The sequence below is a fragment of the Gammaproteobacteria bacterium genome, from assembly GCA_030949385.1.
GTDB lineage: Bacteria > Pseudomonadota > Gammaproteobacteria > JAUZRS01 > JAUZRS01 > JAUZRS01.
The window spans coordinates 158,826-177,825 of record JAUZSP010000008.1 but is presented as its reverse complement, the minus strand read 5'-3'; the positions used below and the strand labels follow the sequence as shown (position 1 = coordinate 177,825).

Sequence of the window (19,000 nt, the reverse complement as noted above, 5' to 3'; positions counted from 1 at the left end):
AAAATAAAAAACCTCATGCTAAAGTATGAATTTTTGAACTTTTTTGTGCAGTTAAGCTGGAAAAATGGCATATTAGGATGAATTCTGGAATTTTTATGGCTTTATTGGAGGTTTTTTTTAGGTTTAGGATGTAGGGGCAGAATATTTTCTGCCCTAATATGGAGGTCTGAAAGGAGTGTGAGTACCCCGAACGGGATAAAGGGATCGGGTTTTGGCTTTAAAAGCCCAACCCCATCGTTCTAACATGAGCAATGCAGCTGCTGCGATTAGGTACCCCAACAGTACGATAAATGGCGCTGACATGGGATTTAATCGTGTGTTCACTGACGTTCATTACCGAGGCCACTTGCTGATTGGTGTGGCCTTTCACAATCAGTTTTAGTACTGACAACTGTTTTTTGGTGATGCCTAAGTGCTGGAGGATTTTTTGATCCTCTTCTGTACCTGAGCATTTTTTCAGTTGTTTGATCGGCTCTGATAAATAGCGTTCGCCTTCTAAAATCCGTTTTAGGATTTCGACCAACGTTCTGCAACCGCCGGTTTTGGAGATAAAAGCCGCTGCGCCTTGATCCCAGACCTTACGAATGATCTCGATGTTATCCGTCGCCGAGAGAATGACGACGGGGGTTTCAATATGACGTGCCTGCAAGGCTTGCAACAGGCTTAGGCCGTCCATTTTGGGCATGTTCATATCAATGAGCAGCAGATCGAAACGGCTGCCTTGATCAATGGAGTTGAGGAACACCTCAGGGTCGTAAAAGCTGGATACTTCACTGCCTTCTAAAAGGCAGTGAAAGGTGAGGCTCAATGAGTCGCTGAACATTTCATGGTCATCTGTTACACCAATTTTCATAACTGTTTTCCTTTTCAATTCCTGTGATGAGAAGCAAGCTCATCAAATATCAAAAATAATCCATCCTTTTATTCCTGACAACGGGCAGTTCCAGTCCACTGTTTTATCTCCCTATCCGTTTATCCTCTGCTCCTTGCACTTCATGCGACTCACACCACAATTTTTTTCATATAACTGATGTTACGCAGTGAGTGAGAAACCAAGAGAATCTCAGCCCACGTCATTCCCGCGAAGGCGGGAATGACGTGCGAAAAATAAACCTCCCCTAACCCAGAACCTCTCTTCCATTGAAGAGGGAAAATCAGGTCGTGTTGTTTGAGTTTTGTGGTGGATGGTCTTACCTCACCTGAATAACCTTTAGGGTCGGGACACCGGTTCTTGTTCAGTGCGTAACATCAGTCATATAATTTAAGCCCATTCACCATATTAGGCTTTAAAGCCAAAATCTGAGCACTCTCTGTACTGACTCCCTCCCAAACACCTGCTTGTAAAACAGCAGATGGAAGTAATAAAACATCTAAAGTAACTACTCAGCCATATAACTTATTGATTTTTAATAAAAAAACACACCTGTATTGGTGTGTTTTTGACCAACAAACAACATTTTTCACCATTTTTAAAAAATATTGTTTATTATCAATTTGTTACGTTGTCTAACGTGGGCTGAGTAGTTACTAACATCCTACAGATAACCCCAACTACTGCGCCACACTGGGAAAATGATATTTGGTCACTTCAACCTTTTTATCATAACTCTCCAAAGCAATAACCAAAGTCTGTTCTAAAGCTTCATCTCTATAAAAAACTCTCAAACTGTTATCCACCGCATCATCTATATGGTCATCAGCAACAGGTTGAATCTGACTGAACATCGAATCATTCTTCTGTAGAGTCGCCATCAACTCCACCTCGAAAACATCATGCCCATCAATAGCAACCCACTTTTGACTGACCACTTGATCCATACTGCCATCATAATAGGGCATTGTACTCAAAGAACGCGTTTCAGCACGCCCACTTGCTTCAGCATGCACGACACCTGCCCCCAATATCACACAAAAAAATGGTAACAACATGATTTTAAACAAAATATTTATCCTTAAATACCGTTAATAAGAGGGTGCTAATCTACTCGAACCTTTCTGACAAAAATCTTATAAGCATATATACACATTCAATATAGACTTTAATCACCAAGAATACACTTTCTCATAAAATCAGCCCAAAGCCGGAGGCGTCACCCGCAAAATCTCTTCAATCGTCGTCAAACCCTGAGCCACTTTATGCGCTCCCGCCAAACGCATCGGGTGCATTCCCTGCCGCAACGCCTGACGACGCAGTTCCGTAATGTCCACATCGGCACGCACCAACTGTTTTAGCTCGGCACTCAGTTTGAACAGCTCATAAATCCCAGAACGGCCCAAATAGCCCGTATTGCGGCACTCCAAACAGCCCACTGGCTCATACACCTCTTTCGGTGCTTTCAGCTTCCACGGAGCCACCAGACGCTGCCACTCTTTCTCCTCCAGCGGGCGGGTGGTTTTGCAGTGCGAGCAGAGCACGCGCACCAAACGCTGCGCCACCACCCCCAGCAAAGTCGAGTTAATCAAATAAGGCGGCACACCCAACTCCAACAAACGTGTGATCGCCGCTGGTGCATCGTTGGTGTGCAAGGTGGACAGCACCAGATGCCCCGTCAAAGCCGCTTGCGTGGCCATCTCGGCGGTCTCCAGATCTCGAATTTCACCGATCATAATAATATCGGGATCTTGGCGCAGCAGGGTGCGCACCCCAGCGGCAAAATCCAGCTCAATGTTGTGCTGCACCTGCATCTGGTTAAAACTCGGCTCCACCAACTCAATGGGGTCTTCAATGGTGCAAAGATTCACCTCTTGAGTGGCCAATTGACGCAAACTGGAATAAAGCGTGGTGGTTTTCCCCGAGCCAGTGGGGCCAGTGACCAACACAATGCCATTGGGTTGGTGGATCAACTTTTGCCAAATATCACTCTCTTGCTTGTTAAAGCCCAGTTCCGTGCTGTTTTTTAACAGCACATCGGGATCAAAAATTCGCATCACCAACTTTTCCCCAAAAGCCGATGGCATGGTAGAGAGGCGCAGCTCAATCTCTTTGCCTTCTGGGGTACGAGTTTTAAGCCGACCGTCTTGTGGACGGCGTTTTTCCGCCACATCCATACGCCCCAAAATTTTAATGCGGCTGGTGACCGCTGCCATCACCGCCGAGGGAATTTCATAGACCTGATGCAACATGCCATCAATACGAAAGCGCACATTGGCCTGCTCACGGCGCGGCTCCAGATGAATATCACTGGCGCGCTGTTCAAAGGCGTACTGCAACAACCAATCAACAATGTTAACCACATGTTGATCGTTGGCATCCAGAGCCGATTTCTGCCCCAGATCCATCAACTGCTCTAAATTTTGCACCCCGCCATTGGAGCTGATGTGACTGCGATCTTTGGCCGCCCCAGAAATGGAGCGCGAGAGGGTAAAAAATTCCAGCAGATAACGTTCGATGTCCCGAGGGTTGGCCACCACCAGCACAATCTGCTTGCGTAAAATGTGCTCCATCTCATGCTGCCACTCGTTTACAAACGGCTCAGCAGTGGCAAAGGTCACCTCACTGGACGTCACTTCCACCGGCAAGACATTAAAGCGCTTCGCATACGCATACGAAACCACCGCCGTCACCGCCGCCACATCAATCTTCAATGGATCAATGCGGTAATACGGCAGCGCCACTTTAAGCGCCAACCACTCGATTAAAAACTCCAAAAAGAGGGTTTTTTTTGACTCCTTGTGATTGGGCAAATTACGCTCGGCAATGGTGATTAACACCTGCTGCTTTTGATTGTCCGTCTGCCCCAAAACCGCCAGCAGGCCGACGTTATCCTCACTGAGCAGACCGTCGCTCAACAACTCATCCAAAGCCCACTGCAACGTGAGTTTGCCTTGTTTTGCTAAAGCCACCATGCCAGCACGCTCCTCACCACTTGACCAACGATTACGGTTTTTGAGTTTCGACTTTTGACTCTGTCGTCACCTTGTTTTCTTCTTCCCAGCTTTGCATAAACGAAATCAGCATCTCTTCTGAGACCATGCCCACTTGTCGTGCTACCACTTCGCCCGTCGGCGCAATCATGTAGGTGGTGGGTAAACCGGGCACCGAACCCAAGGGGGTCATGTTGCTCGGCTTCAAGGTAAAAATGGGGTAACTCATCATGTATTCATCGACAAACTCTTCCAGCACCCCCGCTTCCAACTCTTCAAAGTCGATGCCGAGCACCACTGCTTTGCCTTTCTGTTCATCATGAAAGTGAATCAGCTCAGGAATCTCTTCTCGGCAAGGCGGACACCACGTGGCCCAAAAATTAACGATCACCCACTGGCCGTGATAATCGGTTAAATTGGCTGTTTTACCGTCCATCTTGGTCAATTCCCAATCCACTGCCGATGCAGTTCCCACTCCCAACAGCAGCACCAGCGCCACCAATAAACGATTAATCTTCATATTTTTTCTCCATCATTAATGACATAACAGGCTCAACTAAAACCCCAGTCTCAGAAAGCCGTTCCATTTTGAAGTTCAATCGGACATAGAAAAAGCGCCCTACGGCGCTTAATAAACGGAGCCAGAAACCACTAAACCGAATCAAGGCATTTGAATCTGACGAGCACGAATGGCCATCATTTTTGCCTCAGCGGCCATCTGCCGAGCCAGACTATATTCACCGGCTCGCAGACGCTGCTCGGCTTTTTTCAATAACGCCTCTGCATCTTGAATCGCAGCACTCTCTGGCTCTTGCTCCAAAGCCATGCGCGCCGAATAAATCGCTTGGCGTGCGTCACTCATCTCCTGAATCGGAACTCCGGCGCACGCCGAAAGTACTCCGAGCAACAGAAACCACACTGCGCGCTTTCCCAAATTCATACGATCAAGTATTCTCTCTTCCCTTACTCATCTGCAAATGTTCGCTTGAAACTATCATCCAGCACTAGAGAAGGTCAAGCAAACCCCCACTCAAGCGAGAAAATTGATGACAAAAACCACTCAAACCACTCTTTATTACAATCCCAGCTGTTCAAAATGCCGCCAGACCCTAGAGTTATTACAAGAAAAGGGCATCGAACCTAAGGTAATCGAGTACCTAAAAACACCCCCCAGCACCGAAGAACTACAACAGATTTTAGAGCAGCTCGGTTTGGAACCACGTCAATTGATGCGCAAACACGAATCCGAGTACCTCGATAACCAACTGGATAACAGCTCACTCAGCAAAGCTCAACTCATCGCTGCGATGGTCAAATTTCCACGCCTGATCGAACGTCCCATTGTGATCAAAGAGGGCAAAGCCGCCATCGGTCGCCCACCCACTCTGATTCTGGAGATTCTCTGATGGCAGAGATTTTGGTGCTCTACTACAGCCGTGAAGGTTGCACCGCCGAAATGGCCAAATACATCGCGCGCGGCGTGGAAAGCGTCAACGGCATGGAAGCAAAACTCCGCACGGTGGCGGATGTCTCTCGGGTCTGCGATGCGGTCGCTGATACGATTCCCGATCAAGGCGCACCCTACGCCAACGAACAAGATCTGCACGACTGTGCCGGTTTGGTTCTCGGCAGCCCCACCCATTTTGGCAATATGGCCGCGCCAATGAAACAGTTTTGGGATGACAGCAGCAGTGCCTGGTTTGGCGGTGAACTGGTGGGCAAACCCGCCGCCCTGTTCACCTCCACCGCCGGTTCTCACGGCGGCCAAGAGTCCACCCTGCTCTCTATGATGTTGCCACTGCTGCACCACGGCATGTTGATTGTCGGCATCCCCTACAGCGAACCGCGTTTGATGGAAACCACCAGCGGCGGCTCTCCCTATGGAGCAACCCACACCGCCGGAGGCCAGGGAGAATTACCCCTAAGCGAAGATGAAAAAGTGCTCTGTAAAGCATTGGGAAAACGGGTAGCCGAGATCGCGGCCAAGCTGCAAAAATGATTTAGATAAACGTAGGGACGGAAAATTTTCCGCCCTATTTCCATCACTGAATATTCAATACTGGATCTTTAGGTTTCAGCCAGAAGAGCAGCTTCCCACTCTTTATAAGTTTGCCCTGTGCCCTGCACTTTCCATGCAGTAGGCCCGGCTGTAGAGCGACCATTGCACACCGCACCCGCCGCACTGGTACTCGAAAAAGCGTAATCCTGAGTAAAGACCTTATGCTTTCCCTGATCCCTCAAAATACCTTGCTCAACCAGCTTGTCGTACTGTTTCCAATAATGCGCTTTCACACTACGCCCCCCCGTATACGTCCCTTTCGCCAATGAACCTTTTTGCACAATAAAGTCACTGCCATTCAAAATGGCTGTGGCTGTTATACCTTCTTTTTTCAAAGTTAGTTCAAAAATTGGAATCTCTTTTTCAGGTTGCAGTACCGCGTTTTCCTGCGGCAAATTTGCTTTGACATTATTTCGAAACAGGTCCACTCGCAGCGCAGGCAACACCATTAACAACTGCTTAATAAACGCCTCCATATTCGCTTGTGCTGCTTCAGAAAGACCGGGCAAAGAAGGCGTTGTACCATTTTCTAATGCCATATTTGCCGCCTTAGTCGCCTGTTTTACCAAACTCGACTCCAGATATTGGACATGGGCTTTATGTAAATTATTTGCCGCAGACGTAATCAGAACGGCTTTTGTCCACCAATCTTTTTGCGCATCGTGACTCTTGATGCGGTTGGCAATGTTTTCACCCTCGCCAATGTAAGCCAATGGCTGCTCGCCCTGCTCCCCAAGCAAGATATAAACGCCCGTGTAACCACTCTCTTTTCGTTTCAAAGCCGCTGGCAATCGGGTTCTTGGTGTTACCAAAATATGTCCTGTCCAGCCAAATACTTCCGCCGTCAACATGCCTTCCGGCTGGCCATCAATAAAAAACAACTCCAGCGTGGTTGCACTCATAGTTTTAATCCATTCAAACCAAAATAATTTGGCGATACTCCATTGTTACGGCACGCTTGCCAGCGGAATCTCACTCAATAAAACAATCGGCGAAACCGTATAATCGTACTGATAAACCCCTGCTTTACTGCTCACAATTAAAGTACCGTTATCCGCAATCAAATCATAACAATTGATCTCAGCGCGCACCTCGATGGTGCTGATGTTCAACGGATCTGTCACATCCAATACTTTCAGACCGGCCACATCATCACAAACAAACAGAGTCGTGCCAGCAATGGCCAAACCCTTGGGTGACTGCATCGGATAACTGCGCGCCAAGGTCGGTAACGTAGCATCAGCAATGTCCACCACATCCAACTGATTTTGATTGCCCCAACAGCGCCCCGCACCCGCCGTGCTACGCAAGGTCACAAAGGCATAAATGCCCTGCACCACCACCGGATCGCAGGCCGTGGCGTGAGTGTAACTGCCCTTTAACTGTGGAAAAGCAGGGTCGGTGATGTCATAAATATACATTCCATTCATGGCTCCAATATAAAGCCGATTATCAACACTGAATAGAGTTTCGATGCCAAAATTGGTCTTCAACTGACTCCATGGTGTCGGCGCTGCTGGATCGGTAATATCAAACAGCTGCACCGTATTCGCCCAACCCGAGTTAGCCGTTTGGGTGATGGCGTATAACTTATTCCCGTTCAGGGAAAAACGGCTCATGGAACCCGCCTGCCCAGTAGAAGCCGCACTGCTGCTACCACCTCCTGACCCCGTACCGCCATCGCACCCCATCAACAACATCAGCAACAAACCGGCTACTATTTTTACGCTGTTCATTGACCGCTCCCATAATTAAACCCCACTACCACACCCTTACTCTCATCCACCCAGCCCAAGTACACTTGCTGCGGCACATTTTGATACGCGTCGTAAGGGAAAATAGCCTTCTGTCGTCCCACCTCCAAAATATTGGCTGGATCTCGTATATCAATCACCACCAAATCAATATAACTGTCTGCGTAGAGAAAACCGCCTTTAATCGCAATGTCCACATTACCTGGAATAGAAATAAAACCGATGTTTTGCGGTGCTGTTTTATCGATATTATCAAAAACATGCACGCCCTGATTGGGCTCATTAATAAACAAATGGTTTTGGTAACTGTAAATTTTGGCGGGTTTGAGCAATGGCTGAGCAGGTTTCACCGCCACCGAGGCTCTTAAATCTGTGTAAGAAAGGTAGATCGGTTTTGCATCCGGCACTGGCGTATAACCACAGTCAACACAGACACAGGCGTTCAACGAGAGGCCAATCCATGCCCCAAACAACAGCATTAAAACACGGTATTTATTCACTCTTTATCTCCTTGTTGCTTTCCAAGTGGTTCCATACTCGACTCCTGAATCGAGTCGTAAAACTCACTCTGGCGATACTGCTCATGAGCATGGCGCATCAACACCGCGATCACAGCTGCCACCGGCAGAGCTAACAATATTCCCACAAAACCAAACAGTTGACCACCTGCCAATACCGAAAAAATCACCATCACCGGATGCAAACCGATGCGGTCTCCCACCAACCACGGGGTTAACAAAGCCCCTTCAACCACCTGACCGACGACAAACACCAGCAACACCGGCAGCAGCGCCGCCAACTCGGGCTGCTGAAACAGCATCGCCACCGAAGCCAGCAACAGCCCCAAAATAAAACCCAGATAAGGCACAAAACTGACCAGCCCAGCGAAAGTACCGATCAACAGCGCCAACTCCACGCCCGCCAACCACAAGCCCAGCGAATAAATCAGCGCCAACGCCGCCATCACCGACAACTGACCACGCAGAAACGCACCCAACACCCGATCCGACTCCAGTGCTAATTTACGCACCGTCGGCGCTTGAGATCGAGGCAACATCTCATCCAGCCGTCCCATTAAAATATCCCAATCGCGCAACAGATAAAACGTCACCACCGGAATCAGCACCAGATTGGCCAACCACGCCAATAACAGCACCCCCGAATGAGAAAGATAGAGCAGCAAATTAGCAAACAGACCGCCGGTTTTCTGCCACTCTTCAACCGCGACCTTTTTCAGCGCCGACAGATCAAACTGCTGCGGCTCCAGACCCAAAGCAGCACTAAAACTTGGAATAAAATGCAACTGAAGATAATCAAGATAAAGTGGAAGTTTAGTAATCAAAGCCGAGATTTGCTGAGCCAAGAGCGGAATCAGCAACAGTGCCAACAGGGTTAAAATCAGAAACAGAACCACAAACACAATCACCACCGCCCACTGGCGAGAAATCCGCCGCAGCTCCAAACGATCCACCAGCGGATCACCCAGATAGGCCAACAGAGCAGCAACCAGAAACGGCAATAAAATGGGGGATAACAGATAAAACAGCAGAGCCAGAAGCACACTGGCAGCGATCAGGCGGTAGTTTTGTTGTTCGCTCATTTGCGGACACCTTTTTTGGGTTCGAACGCAAGGATTGCAGCTTTTTTTTAAACTGAAAACGCTGAGGTTGGTCCAGTTTTTTACATTCTTTCAAGCCCCTACGGCAACAACTGATAACGAAGATCCATCTTCAACGCTTCCTCAACCACCAATCCCGACTCTTGATGCGGGCTCAACAAACGCCCCAAAGAGATGCTCCGTTGCAAGTCACCGATATCGCCTTTCACTCGCAACAAATACTGATTAAAATCGGGAGTCAAGCGGCTGATGTCGGCACTCTCCACCATCGCCAAACCGTTTAGATAACGGTTCAAACGCACATAATCTTGCAAACCTTGAACACCACGCACTTCCAGCTTCAACGTTTGCACCTCCACATTTTGACTGGTGGCAAACCGTGCCGACAGCTCCTCGGCTAAGCCGTCAAAACCCTGTGCAAACACCGAGGCCAAACTGCCCACGGAACGCCACGTTTTGCTCTCACCCGCCACATCCAACAACCACTCACCACTCCATGAACCGCTGCGATTCTGACGGACGCTAGCAGAAAGAATGGCATAAGTACGATACCGCTGCGATGCCGCTTGAATGCGATCCGCAAAACCGCCACGCAGATCGCTGTAACTCAAAGCCTGCTGATCTTCCATGTCCATCAACGGCAACAGCACCGGCAGACCTCGATCCAACGCACGTTTGCGTAACAGATCAGAAACCTCAAACTTACCCATCCTGCTGTTATTACTGAGAATTTGTCGTTCACGGTTGTATTCCAAAGCAATCCAAACCAAGGTCTGTGGCCGATCTGCATCCCAAAGCGGAATCTGCAATGTGGTTAACTCTTGATTGAGACGATCCGCCACAAACTGCACCACCAAAGCGTGACTCTTTCTGGCGTTTTTTTTCAGCGCTTTTTCTACATTACTTAAAGGCCGATAATGGTATTGCTGTACCAGACGCGGCGCTTTTTTAATCAAGCCGCGTAAACCCTTACTGGCCGCCAGCCGCTGATCACCGCTGATTTTGCCAATCACCTTTTTCAGAGCCTGCCGAAAACCCTGTGATCGTTGAACAGAGCCCTGCCCCTTCACCGTCACCTCAGCACTGTACAACCCCGTGACCAACGTCGCCTGAGCCACCGTTGGCACCAACGTCAACATCATCATCACCGCAAATACCGAACGCCATTTTCTCTTATTCATAACAAAATCAAACTGCCATTACCGTAACAAAACAGGACGATGTACAATACCAGCTTTGTCTTATCCTTGCAGATCCTTAATCAACCCTAGGAGTCCGTGCCCAGCACAGCGCCATCTTATGAGCAAACCCACAAAATCCCTGAGTTATCGTGATGCGGGTGTCGATATTGACGCCGGTAATCGTCTGGTTGAACGCATCAAACCGGCTGTAGCCAGCACCCAACGTGCCGGAGTGATGGGCGGTTTTGGCGGCTTTGGCGGTCTGTTTGAGATCCCGCTGGATCGTTATCCCCAGCCCGTCTTGGTCTCCGGCACCGACGGCGTTGGCACCAAGCTGCGTCTTGCCATCGAGCTGAAAAAACACAACACCATCGGCATTGACCTGGTCGCCATGTGCGCCAACGACGTGATCGTGCAAGGAGCAGAACCTCTCTTTTTCCTAGATTATTACGCCACCGGCAAACTCGATATCGACGTTGCCACCAGCGTCGTCGAAGGCATTGCCGAAGGTTGTAAACAGGCGGGAGCCGCACTGATCGGCGGCGAAACCGCCGAGATGCCCGGCATGTACGCCAACGACGACTACGATCTGGCAGGCTTCTGTGTGGCCATTGTCAACAAAGATAAAATCATCACCGGAGAAAAAGTCAACGCTGGCGATCAACTGATCGGTTTGGCCTCCTCCGGCCCCCACTCCAACGGTTATTCGCTGATTCGCAAAGTGCTGCACGTCAGCGGCGATGATCTGAGTACGCCGTGCGGTGACACCGATCTGGCCTCCGCGCTGCTGGCACCGACCCGCATCTACGCCAAACCTCTGCTGGCGCTGTGCGCCAGTCAACCCCCTCATGCAATGGCGCACATCACCGGCGGCGGTCTGCTGGAGAACCTGCCTCGGGTGCTGCCCGATCACTGCGTTGCCAAAGTAAACGACAAAAGCTGGTCGCAACAACCGGTCTTTGCATGGCTTCAAGAGAAAGGCAACATCAGCGACGAAGAGATGTTACGCACCTTTAACTGCGGCATCGGCATGGTGCTGGTGGTGGCAGCAGAGGCACTGGAGAGCACGTTGACGCAGCTCAAAGAGGCTGGCGAAGAGGTCTGGCACATCGGTGAAATCGCCAGCAGTGAGCGCAAAAAACCCAGCGTTGAGATGGTTGCCGCTTCATGAAATCAGCGTCAACCTCGCTGCCAGTGGTAATTTTAATCTCCGGCAGCGGCTCCAATTTGCAAGTCTTCATCGACGCGCAACACGCCGGAACGCTGCCGATTGAGATCAAAGCGGTGATCAGCAACCGCCAACAGGCGTACGGTTTGCAACGGGCGCAACAAGCGGGCATTCATAACGAATGGTTGGATCACACAGCCTATTCCAGCCGTGAAGATTTTGATGCCGAACTGCAACGGCGCATTGATGTGCATCAACCGGCCTTGGTCATTTTAGCCGGTTTTATGCGCATCCTCAGCGAGCGTTTTGTCAATCACTACGCCGGACGGATGCTCAACATACACCCCTCTCTGCTGCCCAAGTTTCGTGGCTTGCACACCCACCAGCAGGCACTGAATGCAGATGAATCTGAACACGGCAGCAGCGTGCATTTTGTCACCGCCGAACTGGACGGCGGGCCGGTGGTCTTACAGGCCAGTGTGCCCGTGGAAGCCAACGACACAGCGGACAGTTTGGCACAACGAGTGTTAGTGCAAGAGCATCAAATCTACCCACTGGTGGTGATGTGGTTTGCCCAAGGGCGCTTGAGCTGCAAACCTGAACTGCGACTGGATGGCCAAGTTCTGCCCCAAGCGCTGCGTTTCAACCCAAGGATGATCGCCAATGAGACTTTACAAGATGAAACACCTCAAGCCTAAAACCTACGGTCTTGCCCTACTGCTCGCGCTCTGGATGCCTGTGGTGCTGGCACAGCCCACGCCCCCCACGCCGTTCAAAGCGCGCTACGAATTGGGCAACGACCTGATCATCGCCGCCGAAACCGAACTGAGCCTGATTCCCTTAGCCGAGCAACGCTGGCGCTATCGCAGCCACACCAAAGCCGTGGGCTTGGCGGCCATGCTCAATATCAAACCGATCAATGAACGCAGTGAGCTGGAGTGGCACAACGGTCAACTGCGCTCCCTGCATTACCAGTCGGACCAAAAAGGCCAACAGGCTGAGAGCCACTTCGATTGGCAACACCACACCTTGACCGTCAGCAGCAAAGGCACACAACACACTTCGACACTAACCGAAGGCACCTTGGATCACGCCTCTGCCTTGTTGCATCTGATGCAACGCCCTCAACCGTGGCAACGCTTCAGCCTACAGGTGAACGAAAAAGGCACCCCACGTCTGTTAACCTTCATCAATCAAGGCCACGAAACCATCCAAACCCCACACGGTTCGTATGACAGCATCAAAGTACGCCAAACACGCGATCCTGGAAAGGAAATAGGCATGATCTGGCTGGCTCCCAAACTGCACAACCTGCCCATTCGCATCGAACAACATAAAAACAACAAGCTGGTGGCACGCATGGAACTGACCGCCGTCACCTTTTTATCCACCACCGACAAGAGAGCACCCTAATGCGCACCATCGACCCCCAGTTAAACAAACCCTTTGTAGAGGAGCTGGAGCCGAGCCGCAGCCAGCTGAAACGAGACGCGCAATTTTTGCTCAAAGCGGGTAAGGAAATCGTCGCTCTCAACGACAACGATCTAAAAAAAATCCCCATGAGCGATTCGCTGGAACACGCGGTGGGCGTGGCGCGAAAAATCAACTCTTACGGTGGTATCAAACGCCAGTTTCAGTTCATTGCTAAATTGCTGAGAAATTGTGATGTGGAACCGATTTTATCTGAGCTGGAGAAGATCAAAAACCGAGGTCTGCAAGAGAATCAACGCTTTAAACAGTTGGAAACGTGGCGCGACAAACTGCTCAGTGGGGATAATCAAGCACAACAAGATTACTTAGAGCGACACCCGCAGGCGGATCGTCAGAAGCTACGCCAACTGGTGCGCAACGCCTGTAAAGAGATCGAACTCGATAAAACACCGAAAAGCAGCCGCTCGCTGTTTCGTTATTTGCGTGAAATAGATGAAGCGCAATAAAAAACTTTTCCAAACTGATCAATGTGCGCTTTTAGTTTGTCGTCATTGATACTGGCGTAGTGGGTAACATCAAAAAAATAAGGTAAGGGAGTATCTTCTTCCAGCTCAAAATGAATTTTTGAGCTGATGCGATCCGTAAGCGCCGCCCCCATCACCCCGCACACACCGCTTTCAAAGCCGTTTCATCCAACTGCGTTTTATCCACCTTCAAATAGGCGATCTGGTCTTCCACCACCACCACCGCTTCGGCCACGCCTTTCACTTGACTCAAACGCGCCGCACAGGCATCGGCGCGCTCTTCGCTGATCTCTTTGAGTTTGAGCAAATAACCACTTAGGTGTTTTGGTTTTTCCATTCGCTGCGCAATCGACCACCACAAAACAGCCATCAGCGCCGCCACCCAAAACACCCCTTGCGCGCCCCACGCTCCGTACAACGCACCGCCCGACACCCCACCAACAAAAGCACCCAAAAACTGCGAGGTGGTATACACCCCCATCGCGCTGCCCTTACGCGCAGGCGGAGCCAGCTTGGAGATCAAGGAAGGCAGCATCGCCTCCAGCACATTGAAAGCGGAGAAAAACAGGGTCAATAAAATCCCAATCTGCCAAACCGATTCGTGCATCCATCCCAACAACAACAAAGAAGTGGCAATCACTGAAATAGCGAGTAAGAAGACAAACTTCATCTGCCGCCTTTTCTCCGCAATGATCACAAAAGGCACCATCACCCCTAATGAAATCAGCAACATGGGCAAGTAAACCTGCCAATGATCGGCGGCGGGCAGACCGGTATCCGCCAGCGCCAATGGCACGGCGATAAAACAGGCGGTCAAGATCATGTGCAGAATAAAAATACCTGCATCCAGACGCAGCAACGCCTTGTTTTTCAACACCGATTTCAACTCCGCCGGAATCGGCTGCGTATCTCGATGATGCTGACTGCGATGGGGGGTGGGTACCCAGAGATAAAGCACCGCAATGCCGCCGATGGCCAACACCGCCGTCAACCAAAACAGACCCGAAATGCTCGTCCAACGCACCAATAATGGCCCCAAAACCAGCGCTACCGAAAAGGAGAGGCCGATGCTGGCACCAATAAAGGCCATCATTTTGGTGCGCTGCTCTTCACGACTCAGATCCGCAGCCAAGGCCATAATCGCCGCTGCGATGGCTCCCGAACCCTGCAACGCTCGCCCCATAATGACCCAAAAAATATCATTAGAGAGCGCCGCCAAGACGCTCCCCAAGGCAAAAATCAGCAAACCCATCGCAATCACCGGCTTACGCCCGATGCGATCCGAAAGCAAGCCAAAAGGAATCTGAAAAATCGCCTGTGTCAGGCCATAAATGCCCATTGCCAAACCCACCAGTAGAGGCGTGGCTCCCTCGAAATCCATCGCATAGAGGGCAAAGACCGGAAAGATCATAAACAGACCCAGCATCCGCAGGCCATAAATCAACGATAAAGAAGCCGCCGCCCGCTTTTCAGCCGGTAACAACCCTTCTTCTTCAACGGTGTTTTTCTTCATTTCCCCTTTGCCTACTCATATGCGAACGGCGTATATTAGCAGTTTACCGCCTCGGCTGGGTAGTCGCAGCGCAGACAACCTCACACTCTTTAAGGCTTCCCCTACATTCTATGGACATGATTCGAATTCGTGGTGCGCGCACGCATAACCTAAAAAACATAGACCTTGATCTTCCCCGAGATCAACTCATTGTCATTACTGGCTTATCGGGATCGGGTAAATCCTCCCTCGCCTTTGACACCCTGTTTGCCGAAGGGCAGCGCCGTTATGTGGAATCCCTTTCCACCTACGCACGGCAATTTTTATCGGTGATGGAAAAACCCGATCTGGATCACATCGAAGGCCTATCACCGGCCATCTCCATCGAACAGAAAACCACCTCCCACAACCCGCGCTCCACCGTTGGTACCATCACCGAAATTTACGACTACCTGCGGCTGCTTTTCGCCCGAGCCGGAACACCACGCTGCCCCAAACACCACACGCCGCTGCAATCGCAAACCATCAGCCAGATGGTGGATCAGATTTTAAATTTGCCCGAAGGCGACAAGCTGATGCTGCTCGCCCCCGTGGTACAAGGACGCAAAGGCGAACATCTGCAGCTGCTGGAAGGTTTTCGTGCTCAAGGGTTTTTGCGCGCGCGCATCGACGGTGAAATCGTCGAACTGGAGCACGCGCCCAAACTGGATCTGCGCCGCAAACACAGCATTGAACTGGTGGTGGATCGCTTTAAAGTCCGTAACGATCTGGCACTGAGACTGGCTGAATCCCTAGAGACCACGCTGCAATTGACTGACGGCATTGCCAAAATTATCTGGATGGACGAACCCGAGCGAGTCGCCCTGACCTTCAGCGCCAACTTTGCCTGCCCCGAGTGCGGTTACTCTCTAAATGAGCTGGAGCCGCGCTTGTTCTCGTTTAATAACCCCGTTGGCGCTTGCCCCACCTGCAACGGTCTGGGTGCCAAACAATTTTTTGATCCTGATCGAGTGGTCAACAACCCACATTTGAGTCTGGCAGGCGGAGCCATTCGCGGCTGGGATCGACGCAACACCTACTATTTTCAACTGATTCAATCCTTGGCCAAACGCTACTGTTTCAAAATTGACACCGCCTTTGAAGAGCTGAGCGAAGCGCAACAAAAGCTCATTCTGAACGGCAATAACGGCGAAAAAATCGAATTTCATTACGTCAATGATCGTGGTGAAAAAAGCGTGCGCCAACACAGTTTTGAAGGCATTTTGCCCAATATGGAGCGCCGTTACCGCGAAACCGAATCCAACGCCGTGCGCGAAGAGCTGAGCAAATACCTCTCTCACCAACGCTGCCCCGACTGTCACGGCACGCGCCTCAACGAAGCTGCGCGCCACGTCACTATTTTGGAGCACAACCTGCCCGAAATCAGTGCTCTGGCCATCGGCGAATGCCGTGACTTTTTTGCCCAACTCAGCCTGCCAGGCAAACAGGGACAAATTGCCGAGAAGATCGTCAAAGAGATTGAGTTACGCCTCAATTTTTTGGTCAATGTGGGGCTGAATTACCTCAATTTGCAACGCAGCGCCGACACCCTTTCCGGTGGTGAAGCCCAGCGCATCCGCCTTGCCAGCCAGATCGGAGCCGGCTTGGTCGGAGTGATGTACATTCTTGATGAACCCTCCATCGGCCTGCATCAGCGCGACAACGAACGGCTGCTCAAAACCCTGCACCACCTGCGCGATCTGGGCAATACGGTGATTGTGGTGGAACACGATGAAGAGGCGATTCGCAACGCCGACTACGTGGTGGACATCGGCCCTGGTGCCGGTCTGCACGGCGGCCACATCGTTGCCGAAGGCACCCCGGCAGAAGTAGAGAACAACCCCAATTCTCTGACGGGACGCTATTTGAGCGGGGCAGAAAAAATTGCCGTGCCAGCACAGCGCACCGCAGTGGGTGCTGAGAACCTACAGATCAAAAAAGCCAGCGGCAACAACCTGCAACAGGTCTCCATTGAGATCCCCTGCGGCCTGCTGACCTGTGTTACTGGGGTCTCTGGTTCGGGTAAATCGACTCTGATCAACGACACGCTGTACCGCTACGTGGCACGAGAGCTGAACGGTGCCAGCACCTCACCTGCAGAAGTGGAGGCCATTTTAGGCATGGAACTGATCGACAAAATCGTCGATATTGATCAAAGCCCCATCGGTCGCACGCCGCGCTCAAACCCTGCCACCTACACTGGCCTTTTCACTCCCATTAGGGAGCTGTTTGCCGGTACCGAAGAGGCGCGTTCACGGGGCTACAAACCCGGACGCTTCAGCTTTAATGTCAAAGGCGGACGCTGCGAGGCCTGTCAGGGCGACGGTCTGATCAAGGTGGCGATGCACTTTTTACCCGATATTTATGTGCCTTGCGATGTCTGTAAGGGCAAGCGTTACAACCGTGAAACCTTGGATGCCCGTTACAAAGGCAAAAACATTCATCAGGTGTTGGAGATGAACGTGGAGCAAGCGTTGGACTTTTTCCACGCCATTCCGGTGATTAAACGCAAATTACAGACCTTGATGGATGTGGGGTTGTCGTACATCACCTTGGGGCAAAACGCCACCACCCTCTCTGGCGGTGAAGCACAGCGGGTCAAGCTGTCGCGGGAGTTATCCAAACGGGATACGGGAAAAACCCTCTATATTTTGGATGAACCCACCACAGGGCTGCATTTTCATGACATCGCCCAACTGCTAAAAGTGCTGCATCGGCTGCGGGATCACGGCAATACCATTGTGGTGATTGAGCACAATTTGGATGTGATCAAAACCGCCGATTGGGTGATTGATTTAGGCCCAGAAGGTGGCAGCGGTGGCGGTCAGATTATCGCCACGCGGCACACCGGAAGAGGTGAGCGAAAATCCAGCTTCGCATACGGGTCGGTATTTGAAGCGGTTGTTGGAGTAGAACGTCATCCTTTTAACCTAAAGAACGATCTGAGATGAAAAGGGAAAACCTGTTTGCCAATATTCCAGCTCAACTACCAGAAGAGCTGTTCACTACTCTACTGGAAACAGCGAATTTCAAACTGGAGCGCATTGTTTCTCAGGGTCAGAGCACAGCAGAAGATGAGTGGTACGATCAAGATCAAGATGAATGGGTGTTACTGCTGCAAGGCAGCGCAGAATTGCAGTTTATTGAGCCGACTCAAAATGCGGCATTGAACGTCGGTGACTGGTTACACATCCCAGCACACCGGAAGCACCGAGTGTGCAGGACGGATGCTGAAGAACAGACCGTTTGGTTGGCGTTGCATTATGTAGCCCAGTCAAAAAAATATTTATGAAAATTTTAAAGCACGCCCCATCAAGGCAGTAAAAAAACTCCACTTTCATCCATATGAACAATTACTTTTTGTAATCTATCTTTAAATGCTGGGTCCATAAAACCCATTGAAAATTTTACTGAATTTTTTATCCCAATAACACTGGAACACAATGATAATGCTGGAACAAATAATAAGGACTTTATATTCTGCAAAGATTTTTTTGCATCTTCTATTTTTGTCCTTTCACTTACATCATAATTTTTCACATAAAGCATAGTAATCATACTTTTACTGGAATCATAATCCACATAAATACTATTTGAACTCAAGGATATATAATGCTTGTCATATTTAGTATATGACCGTATATCGGAAACTCTAATTCTGTCAATAATCGGAATTTTTCTTTCGATACAGCCAGCTAATGCCTCACCCTTAGACAAATTATAAGCTTCACTTAAATCTGCGTAAGATGTAAATGACAGCAACATAAAACCAAAACTCCATATAACCTTAAACACGATTTCAGCCCCTTTTTTTAAAAAAAATAATGCTACCCTACCAACAACAAATTCGCAAGATTATCCACCATCAAA

Annotated in this window: 19 protein-coding genes and 1 pseudogene; 8 read left to right on the top strand and 12 right to left on the bottom strand. The window is 50.1% G+C overall.

The annotated features are described in order from the left end of the window. Positions 1-217: 217 nt before the first annotated feature. From Q9O24_12400 to Q9O24_12380, 5 genes are all read right to left on the bottom strand, one after another. Complete coding sequence (locus Q9O24_12400) at positions 218-853, bottom strand: response regulator transcription factor (protein MDQ7075917.1); 636 nt, start codon at positions 851-853, stop codon at positions 218-220. A 698-nt stretch (positions 854-1,551) separates the two neighbouring features. After that, positions 1,552-1,941 (bottom strand): hypothetical protein, encoded by a 390-nt coding sequence (locus tag Q9O24_12395; GenBank protein ID MDQ7075916.1) that lies wholly within the window; start codon positions 1,939-1,941, stop codon positions 1,552-1,554. A 129-nt stretch (positions 1,942-2,070) separates the two neighbouring features. Further along, positions 2,071-3,846, bottom strand: coding sequence for a GspE/PulE family protein (locus Q9O24_12390; GenBank protein ID MDQ7075915.1), 1,776 nt, complete (start codon positions 3,844-3,846; stop codon positions 2,071-2,073). Positions 3,847-3,877: 31 nt separating this feature from the next. After that, positions 3,878-4,384: a TlpA disulfide reductase family protein gene (locus tag Q9O24_12385; protein ID MDQ7075914.1), complete on the bottom strand. Its 507-nt coding sequence runs from the start codon at positions 4,382-4,384 to the stop codon at positions 3,878-3,880. A 141-nt stretch (positions 4,385-4,525) separates the two neighbouring features. Next, positions 4,526-4,783 carry a hypothetical protein gene (locus Q9O24_12380; GenBank protein MDQ7075913.1) on the bottom strand — a complete coding sequence of 86 codons (258 nt, stop codon included), beginning with the start codon at positions 4,781-4,783 and terminating at the stop codon, positions 4,526-4,528. 127 nt (positions 4,784-4,910) lie between these two features. Between Q9O24_12380 and arsC the strand changes: the two genes are divergently transcribed. Further along, positions 4,911-5,270 carry an arsenate reductase (glutaredoxin) gene (gene arsC, locus Q9O24_12375; protein ID MDQ7075912.1) on the top strand — a complete coding sequence of 120 codons (360 nt, stop codon included), beginning with the start codon at positions 4,911-4,913 and terminating at the stop codon, positions 5,268-5,270. Then, complete coding sequence (wrbA, locus tag Q9O24_12370; protein ID MDQ7075911.1) at positions 5,270-5,863, top strand: NAD(P)H:quinone oxidoreductase; 594 nt, start codon at positions 5,270-5,272, stop codon at positions 5,861-5,863. The genes arsC and wrbA overlap by 1 nt, the downstream gene beginning before the upstream one ends. A 68-nt stretch (positions 5,864-5,931) precedes the next feature. On the opposite strand, the gene Q9O24_12365 is transcribed toward wrbA, so the two are convergent. The 5 genes from Q9O24_12365 to Q9O24_12345 all read right to left on the bottom strand — a co-directional run bounded on the left by Q9O24_12365 (position 5,932) and on the right by Q9O24_12345 (position 10,476). Then, positions 5,932-6,825, bottom strand: a complete 894-nt coding sequence (locus Q9O24_12365) for a GIY-YIG nuclease family protein (GenBank protein ID MDQ7075910.1) — start codon at positions 6,823-6,825, stop codon at positions 5,932-5,934. Between the two features lie 45 nt (positions 6,826-6,870). Further along, positions 6,871-7,659 (bottom strand): hypothetical protein, encoded by a 789-nt coding sequence (locus Q9O24_12360; protein ID MDQ7075909.1) that lies wholly within the window; start codon positions 7,657-7,659, stop codon positions 6,871-6,873. Continuing rightward, positions 7,656-8,177, bottom strand: coding sequence for a hypothetical protein (locus Q9O24_12355; protein MDQ7075908.1), 522 nt, complete (start codon positions 8,175-8,177; stop codon positions 7,656-7,658). Before Q9O24_12355 ends, Q9O24_12360 begins: the two co-directional genes overlap by 4 nt. Further along, positions 8,174-9,277: an AI-2E family transporter gene (locus Q9O24_12350; protein ID MDQ7075907.1), complete on the bottom strand. Its 1,104-nt coding sequence runs from the start codon at positions 9,275-9,277 to the stop codon at positions 8,174-8,176. Before Q9O24_12350 ends, Q9O24_12355 begins: the two co-directional genes overlap by 4 nt. 98 nt (positions 9,278-9,375) lie before the next feature. After that, positions 9,376-10,476: a DUF2066 domain-containing protein gene (locus Q9O24_12345; GenBank protein MDQ7075906.1), complete on the bottom strand. Its 1,101-nt coding sequence runs from the start codon at positions 10,474-10,476 to the stop codon at positions 9,376-9,378. A gap of 118 nt (positions 10,477-10,594) precedes the next feature. Here Q9O24_12345 and purM point away from each other — a divergent pair, with 118 nt between their 5' ends. Genes purM through yjgA form a run of 4 tightly spaced genes read left to right on the top strand, consistent with a single transcriptional unit; the run spans position 10,595 to position 13,581 of the window. Continuing rightward, on the top strand, positions 10,595-11,647 hold the full coding sequence (gene purM / locus Q9O24_12340) for a phosphoribosylformylglycinamidine cyclo-ligase (protein ID MDQ7075905.1): 1,053 nt from the start codon (positions 10,595-10,597) through the stop codon (positions 11,645-11,647). Next, positions 11,644-12,342 (top strand): phosphoribosylglycinamide formyltransferase, encoded by a 699-nt coding sequence (purN, locus tag Q9O24_12335; GenBank protein ID MDQ7075904.1) that lies wholly within the window; start codon positions 11,644-11,646, stop codon positions 12,340-12,342. Before purM ends, purN begins: the two co-directional genes overlap by 4 nt. Continuing rightward, positions 12,308-13,057 carry a DUF3108 domain-containing protein gene (locus Q9O24_12330; GenBank protein ID MDQ7075903.1) on the top strand — a complete coding sequence of 250 codons (750 nt, stop codon included), beginning with the start codon at positions 12,308-12,310 and terminating at the stop codon, positions 13,055-13,057. The genes purN and Q9O24_12330 overlap by 35 nt, the downstream gene beginning before the upstream one ends. Then, positions 13,057-13,581 (top strand): ribosome biogenesis factor YjgA, encoded by a 525-nt coding sequence (gene yjgA / locus Q9O24_12325; GenBank protein MDQ7075902.1) that lies wholly within the window; start codon positions 13,057-13,059, stop codon positions 13,579-13,581. Before Q9O24_12330 ends, yjgA begins: the two co-directional genes overlap by 1 nt. A gap of 151 nt (positions 13,582-13,732) precedes the next feature. Here yjgA and Q9O24_12320 read toward each other — a convergent pair whose 3' ends face one another. Beyond that, positions 13,733-15,112, bottom strand: a complete 1,380-nt coding sequence (locus Q9O24_12320; GenBank protein MDQ7075901.1) for an MFS transporter — start codon at positions 15,110-15,112, stop codon at positions 13,733-13,735. A 110-nt stretch (positions 15,113-15,222) separates the two neighbouring features. Between Q9O24_12320 and uvrA the strand changes: the two are divergent. Both uvrA and Q9O24_12310 read left to right on the top strand, forming a co-directional pair. Next, positions 15,223-18,043 (top strand): annotated as a pseudogene (gene uvrA / locus Q9O24_12315) (excinuclease ABC subunit UvrA). 34 nt (positions 18,044-18,077) lie between these two features. Continuing rightward, on the top strand, positions 18,078-18,422 hold the full coding sequence (locus Q9O24_12310; protein MDQ7075900.1) for a cupin domain-containing protein: 345 nt from the start codon (positions 18,078-18,080) through the stop codon (positions 18,420-18,422). 20 nt (positions 18,423-18,442) lie between these two features. On the opposite strand, the gene Q9O24_12305 is transcribed toward Q9O24_12310, so the two are convergent. Next, positions 18,443-18,895, bottom strand: a complete 453-nt coding sequence (locus tag Q9O24_12305; GenBank protein MDQ7075899.1) for a hypothetical protein — start codon at positions 18,893-18,895, stop codon at positions 18,443-18,445. Positions 18,896-19,000 lie beyond the last annotated feature (105 nt).